Source organism: Komagataeibacter diospyri (assembly GCF_006538165.1).
Classification (GTDB): domain Bacteria; phylum Pseudomonadota; class Alphaproteobacteria; order Acetobacterales; family Acetobacteraceae; genus Komagataeibacter; species Komagataeibacter diospyri.
The window spans coordinates 1-6,883 of the sequence record NZ_BDLU01000044.1; the positions used below are offsets into that span (position 1 = coordinate 1).

The window sequence follows — 6,883 nt, forward strand, 5'->3', positions numbered from 1 at the left end:
TAGAACTTCTTCTGCAAGCTCAAGGAGTTCAAGCGCATCGCCATGCGCAGCGAAAAAACAGACAGATCATTCGAAGCCATGATCTATCTCGTTGGCGCAATCATCAATTCAAGATAATTCCCAACAGGCCCCAAAAAAGGCGATACCCAAAAACTTTTATTTCCCATCAATAATATTTTTTCAAACAGTCCTTTACTTTACCCACACGCGTGAAAACGTCATGTGATACAGCCGCGTGGAAAAATAGTTCCCCAACCGGGGCGAGACCAGATCCACATAACTTATGCTGATCATGGGGGCGGCCGGGGCCAGCCGGGTGATGCGGTCATCCACCTGCTGCCACAGGTCCTGCATCATCTGCGGGTCATGTTCGTGCCGGATACGCGCCACCAGCGTCTGAACCCCGGAATCACACAACCCCGACATGTTGATCGAACTGTCGGAACCGGGATGAAAATTGTCGCAGTCAAACAGCGTATCCACGAAATTGGATGGCGATACGTAATCCGCATACCATCCCATCAGGCTGATCTGGACATGGTTGGCACTGTTCTGGGCATAGGCCAGTTCCATGGCTGCCGAAAGCGGGTGCAGCCGCGCGTGATAGCCAATATCCTGCAACATGTCGCGCAGGTAGGTGCCCATGCTGGTATCCATGGCGGTGGCCGGGACGATCAGGGTCACGTCCTGCCCCGTGGTCCCGCTTTCGCGCACAAGCTGGCGCGCGCGCACCATATCGGGCCGGGTCCAGCGCGGGGCCGGATGATCGGGGTCCGCGCCTTCGGTCCAGGCGCATTGCCCGTCACCGGGCAGAAGGCCGGGGGGTACCATGCGGCATAGCGGGGCCGCAATGCCCGACCCGCCATACAGGATGGTCATGGCGCGACGATCCAGCGCGTAATTGACCGCCTGCCTTGCGCGGATATCGTTAAAAGGCGGGATATTGACGTTCATGGGCATGTACATAAGGCCGTACAGCGGATAGACATGGACCTGCGATGTATATCGTCCGCCAATTTCCCCCAGCCGATCCAGCGGCTTCAGGCCCGCCATCCAGTCATACTGTCCCCGTTCAACTGCGGTGACGGCATCTTCTTCCGACAGGCCATAATCGTACTGTATGATATCGACATAGCCGTCAGGCTGCGCGGCCTCGCTCCATTCATGAAAGTAGGGATTGCGTTCCAGCCGCATCCCCCGGTCAGGGATGGAGGATACGATGTGGTATGGTCCCGTCGCGGGTGCCGCGACATTGCCAAGGTCATGGGCAGGCGTGCTGGCAGGCAGGATCACCGCATGCCCGAAAGCGATTTTTTGCGGAAATTCGGAATCCGGCGCAGTCAGGTGAATGGTGATGCGCCGGGTGGCAAAATCCGTTTCCACCCCACCGGCCAGCGTGCAGTGGGCGGGATCGCGCAGGCATTCATCCGCCCCGACGATCCCCCCGTAAAATGACCCCGCCGTAGGGGAGCCGACACGAAACAGCCTTTGCAGGGACGCCGCCACATCGGCCACGGTCAGGGATGTCCCATCGGAAAAACGGATGCCATCACGCAGGGTAAACACCCATGTGCGCCCGTCATCAAGCCGTTCGGGCATGGACTGCGCCAGATCGGGCACGACCTGCGCCCCGGCCGGACCTTCCAGTTTGGGATAGGTCAGCAGGCCATCATACATGACACCCATAAGCTGCATGTACTGACTGCTGTAATTGATCTGCGGGTCCAGTGTCCCTGCGGCACTGACCGCCGTCAGCCGCAATGTGCCCCCACGGTGGGGACTGCCCTGCGTGCCATCAGCACCACGGGCAGGCAGGCCGTGCAATACTCCCCCCAGCACGAGAAGGAACGCGCCGGATGCCTGCCATGGTGCCTTCATGCGCGGTCCTGCTGTTTTCAGTTCTTGCCCGGCGCGTTCATGAGTTCCGTCATGCGCGCGGTAACATCCGCCGCCGTGGCGGTGGACGGCAGGCTGCCCGCATACCGCCCGGTGGGCGACATGATCACGATCTGGCTGGCAGGTTCCATGCTGTATTCGCCATTTTCTCCGTCATGGCGGACATAAGGCGCATGGTATTCCTTTGCCACCGCCTGCAACATCTTGGGCGATCCCGTCATGACCGTGACATGCGTGCCGAAACGCAGGGCATAGGTACGCAGCACCTCCGTCGTATCGCGCATGGGATCAAGGGAAATGAAAATGGGCACCACCAGATGCGCACGGTCACGGCCCAGCGCCTCCGCCCCGTCGGCCATCGCCTTCACGGTCGCGCCACAGACCGTATCAGGACAGTGGGTGTCGCCAAAATAGATCATCATCCACCGCCCGCGGAAATCGGTATCCATCACCGACCCGTCCGCCCCATTGATCAGACGGAATGAACCACCAACCGGATTGCCATACGTGGTCAGTGGCACGGGGGCATTGCTGGAATAACGGTAGCCGAAATATCCGGCGACCGAAGAAACCGTCAGTATGACCAGCCCCACAATAACAAAGAACCGGTCCCGTTCATTTCGCATCATCAGTGTGCATCCGCCCAATTCGTTCCGGTCCCGGTTTCCACGACCAGCGGCACCGAAAGGGTGGCTGCGGATTCCATGACCTGCCTGACGAGGGCTGCCAGACGATCGGCATCATCCTTGCGCACCTCGAACACAAGTTCGTCATGGACCTGAAGGAGCATGCGTCCGTCAAGCCCTGCGTCCGAAAGGGCGGCAGGAATTCGCACCATGGCCCGTTTGATGATGTCGGCAGCCCCCCCCTGCAACGGGGCGTTGATGGCCTGACGTTCGGCATAGTTGCGGCGCACGGCACTTTTGTCGGCAATGCCGGGCACCCAGCAACGGCGGCCAAACGGCGTGGTGACATACCCCTTCGCCCGTGCCTCGACCTTCACGCGTTCCATGTAATCGCGAATGCCGGGATACCGGGCGAAATAGGCGTCGATATAGCCACGTGCCTCCCCGGGCGGAATGCCAAGCTGGCGCCCCAGCCCGAAAGCGCTGATGCCATAAATGATGCCGAAATTGATGGCCTTGGCGCGCCTGCGCGTCAGCGGGTCCATGCCTTCGATCGGGATGCCAAACACTTCGGACGCCGTGCGGGCATGAATATCCTGACCCAGTTCGAATGCCTCACGCAATGCGGGGATATCCGCCACATCCGCCAGTAGCCGCAGTTCAATCTGGGAATAGTCCGCCGAGACCAGGACATGCCCGGGAGCTGCGACAAAGGCCCGGCGGATACGCCCGCCTTCCTCCGTGCGGATGGGAATGTTCTGCAGGTTGGGGTCGTTCGATGACAGGCGGCCCGTTGTCGTCACCGCCATCTGGAACGATGTATGCACTCGCCCTGTTACGGGGTTGATCTGGTTAAGCAGCGCATCGGCATAGGTGCTTTTCAGCTTGGCCAGCTGCCGCCATGCCAGTATGCGCGCGGGCAGGTCGTGCCCCTGATCCGCCAGGTCCTGCAGCACAGATGAATCCGTGCCCCATGCCCCTGCCTTCGTACGCTTGCCGCCGGGCAGGCCCATTTCATCAAACAGGATCTCACCCAGCTGCTTGGGGGAGCCGACATTGAAATCGCGACCGGCCAGCTTGTGAATCTCGGCCTCGATTACGCCCATGCGCTGCGCGAATTCGGTGGACATGGCGCGCAGGTCATTCGCATCAACCGCGATGCCCGCGCGTTCCATATCCGCCAGGATCGACACCAGCGGACGTTCGATTTCCTCATACAGCGCCAGCGCATGGTTGGTGCGAAGCCGGGGTTTCAGCACCTGCCACAGCCGCAGGGTCACATCCGCATCCTCCGCCGCATACGGTGTGGCGCGGGCGATATCAACCTTGGAAAACACCACGCGGTTACGACCTGTGCCCGTTACCTCGTCGTAGGGGATGGGCGTATGGTCAAGTGTGAGGCGCGAGAGTTCATCCATTCCCTGCCCATGCTTTCCCGCCGACTGGGCGTAGGATACCAGCATGGTGTCATCGATCGGCGCGGGCTGGACGCTGCCTGCCTGTGTCAGCACCAGCAGGTCGAATTTGGCATTCTGAAATACCTTGAGCACCGATGGGTCGGCAAACAGCGGTTCAAGGATTTCCAGCGCGGTCTTTACCGGCATCTGCGGGGTACCAAGGCTGTCCATCAGATCAACCTGATGACCAAGCGGGATATAGCATGCGCGGCCAGATTGCGGGGCGAGCGATATGCCGACCAGCGGGGCCGTAAGCGGGTCCAGGCCGTCGGTTTCCGTATCTACCGCGCAGACCCCGCTGGTGCGGGCCTGTTCCACCCATTCCCGCAGTACTTCGGGCCCGGTCACCGTTTCGTAACCGCCATAGGGTTCCGACGGGATGGGGGGCAGTTCCCCCGCAGGCTGGCCGAGCCCCGCCGGTGTGACATGGGCGGATATGCGCGGACGCGGCCTTGCCTTCAGCCCCATACGCTGCAGCAGTGACGAAAACCCCATATCCGACAGCCATGCACCCAGACGTTCCATGTCCACATCGCAGCAGGCAAGGTCGGACAGGGGTTCGGGACACGGCGCGTCCTCACGCAATGTCACCAGTTGCAGCGACAGGCGCGCCATGTCGGCATGGGCCAGCAGGTTGTCGCGCCGCTTGGACGCCTTCATGCCCTCGGCACCGGCCAGTATGGCGTCCAGTGAGCCATATTCCGCCATAAGCGTCGCCGCCGTCTTGGGGCCGATGCCTGGCACGCCGGGCACGTTGTCCACCGGGTCACCGATCAGGGCCTGCACCTGAGCCACCTGGCCCGGGGTGACACCGAATTTGGCCTCGACCTCCTTCGGTCCGATCGGGCGGTTCTTGATCGGGTCCATCATCATCACGCCGGGGCGGATGAGCTGCATGAGGTCCTTGTCGGATGAATAGATGGTGCACTGCCCGCCCGCATCCGTCACCTTGCGGGCATAGGCCGCGATCAGGTCATCGGCTTCCCATCCCGCTTCCTCCAGCGCCGGCACGCCGAAGGCGGCCGTCGCATCGCGCACAAGGCTGAATTGCGGGCGCAGTTCCTCTGGCGGTTCGGGGCGGTGGGCCTTGTATTCACCATACAGGTCATTGCGGAAGGTATGGCGTCCCGCATCGAATATGACCGCCAGATGGGTACCCGCATGTTCGCGCAGCAGGCGCGACAGCATGTTCGAAAAACCATACACCGCATTGACGGGCGTGCCGTCGGGGCTGGTCATGGGAGGCAGTGCGTGAAAGGCGCGGAAAATGAACCCCGAACCATCCACCAGGATCAGGTGAACCTGCTTGTCGCTGGACATGTATCAGGATGCGATCAGTGACCGGTGCCAGCCGGGGCATCGGGGCTGAGCACGAACAGCCGCGAGCAGTACGGGCAGAACGTCTGGTGATGGCCAATACGCAGGAAAACCCGCGGATGCCCCAGCGCGCCAAGCCCCCCGTCACAGGACAGGGTACGCGAATCGACAACGATGGTTTCAATCGTACCCAGACGGGGGTGCGGGACGGGATCGTGGGACAGGGCTTGCATTTTGACGGGCCTCGGGTTGTTGTCCGGCTTTGGTTTGCATGTCCGCCCACAGGCGGCCCATGCGCTTGTCCATAATGATACGCAGGATTGCCGTGCTTTCAAACATTCGCCTGTCACGCCTGCTTTATCCAGCGCTTTTTGTGATGCTGGCGGCCTGCACCACACATGAAGCCCCGCCCCCGCCGCCCCCTGCGCATCACCCCGACCTGGCCCGCCTGGTCCCTGCGGACCGAACGGTCACGATTGCGGGTGTCGGTGCCGTACCGCTGCGGATCTGGCCCGCGCACGGAGCGGAACGGGCCATCATCCTGGCACTGCATGGCTTCAATGACAGCCGTGATGCATGGGAACATCCGGCACCCGCGCTGAATGCGGCCGGCATGACCGTCATTGCCCCCGACCTGCCCGGTTTTGGCCAGACGGCACAGCGTGGCGGATGGGTCGGAACAGACGCGCTGCTGAATGCCGCATCTACCCTTCTGGCCACCATTGGACGCGAACACCCCGGTGTTCCCGTATATGTCATGGGTGAAAGCATGGGGGGTGCGCTGGCCATCGTGCTGGCGTCACGAACCGACACGCCGCCAGTGGCAGGCTATATTCTGCTTGCCCCTGCGGTATGGGATCTTGATACCGGTACGCGCACGACCACCCGCCTGATTGCGGCACTCGCCCCCCGGTGGCGGCTGAGCGGGCGTGAACTGCCCGTCCATGTCACGGCGGCCGATGACATGCTGGCCCTTGCCCGTCTGTATTACGACCCGCTGACCCTGCGTGACACCAGCACGCTGGCGCTGTCCGGGCTGACAGACCTCATGCACCGCGCGGCACTGGTGGATACGCACATGCAAGGGCGTGTGCTGATCATCTATGGCGGGCATGACCAGATCATTCCCGCACCGGCCATGGCACGGGCGTGGCGGCGCATGCCACAGGCCACGCGACGTGACTATATTCCCGGCGGCTACCACCTGCTGCTGCGCAGCCGTGACGCCGGCCGGATTACGGCGGACGTGACAAGCTGGATCGTCAATCCCGACAACTTCCTGCCATCGGGCGGGGACATGGCGGCAGCGGCATGGATGGCAGATCAGAAAGGACGCGCAGCCCCACTGCCCATTCTGCCAGGATGGATGGACTGGGTCGCTCCGCAATGATTTTTCCTGATTTCAGGGGTGGCATTCGGCCTGATCCCGATGTATGCAGGCGGAAGTGGACTCGTAGCTCAGCTGGATAGAGCGTCGCCCTCCGAAGGCGAAGGTCGAAGGTTCGAATCCTTTCGAGTCCGCCATTCATTTTCAGAAAATCGCAGAATATAGCCATTTTTCATGGGTCGCCTTTTGGCTTACCCCCC

5 protein-coding genes and 1 tRNA gene are annotated in these 6,883 nt (G+C 61.6%); 2 read left to right on the forward strand and 4 right to left on the reverse strand.

Annotated elements, in window-relative coordinates; translation table 11 throughout:
- Nucleotides 1-192: 192 nt before the first annotated feature.
- Genes MSKU9_RS10325 through MSKU9_RS10340 form a run of 4 tightly spaced genes read right to left on the reverse strand, consistent with a single transcriptional unit; the run spans nucleotide 193 to nucleotide 5,529 of the window.
- On the reverse strand, nucleotides 193-1,878 hold the full coding sequence (locus MSKU9_RS10325) for an ABC transporter substrate-binding protein (RefSeq protein ID WP_141261380.1): 1,686 nt from the start codon (nucleotides 1,876-1,878) through the stop codon (nucleotides 193-195).
- Between the two features lie 17 nt (nucleotides 1,879-1,895).
- Nucleotides 1,896-2,525, reverse strand: a complete 630-nt coding sequence (locus tag MSKU9_RS10330) for an SCO family protein (protein WP_141261381.1) — start codon at nucleotides 2,523-2,525, stop codon at nucleotides 1,896-1,898.
- Nucleotides 2,525-5,299, reverse strand: a complete 2,775-nt coding sequence (gene polA / locus MSKU9_RS10335) for a DNA polymerase I (protein WP_141261382.1) — start codon at nucleotides 5,297-5,299, stop codon at nucleotides 2,525-2,527. Before polA ends, MSKU9_RS10330 begins: the two co-directional genes overlap by 1 nt.
- A 14-nt stretch (nucleotides 5,300-5,313) precedes the next feature.
- A complete protein-coding gene (locus tag MSKU9_RS10340) occupies nucleotides 5,314-5,529 on the reverse strand; it encodes a zinc-finger domain-containing protein (RefSeq protein ID WP_141261383.1) in 216 nt (71 codons plus the stop codon).
- A 38-nt stretch (nucleotides 5,530-5,567) separates the two neighbouring features.
- Here MSKU9_RS10340 and MSKU9_RS10345 point away from each other — a divergent pair, with 38 nt between their 5' ends.
- Nucleotides 5,568-6,686 (forward strand): alpha/beta fold hydrolase, encoded by a 1,119-nt coding sequence (locus MSKU9_RS10345; protein WP_141261384.1) that lies wholly within the window; start codon nucleotides 5,568-5,570, stop codon nucleotides 6,684-6,686.
- 57 nt (nucleotides 6,687-6,743) lie between these two features.
- Nucleotides 6,744-6,820 (forward strand) — tRNA-Arg (locus MSKU9_RS10350).
- The last annotated feature ends 63 nt before the right edge of the window (nucleotides 6,821-6,883 follow it).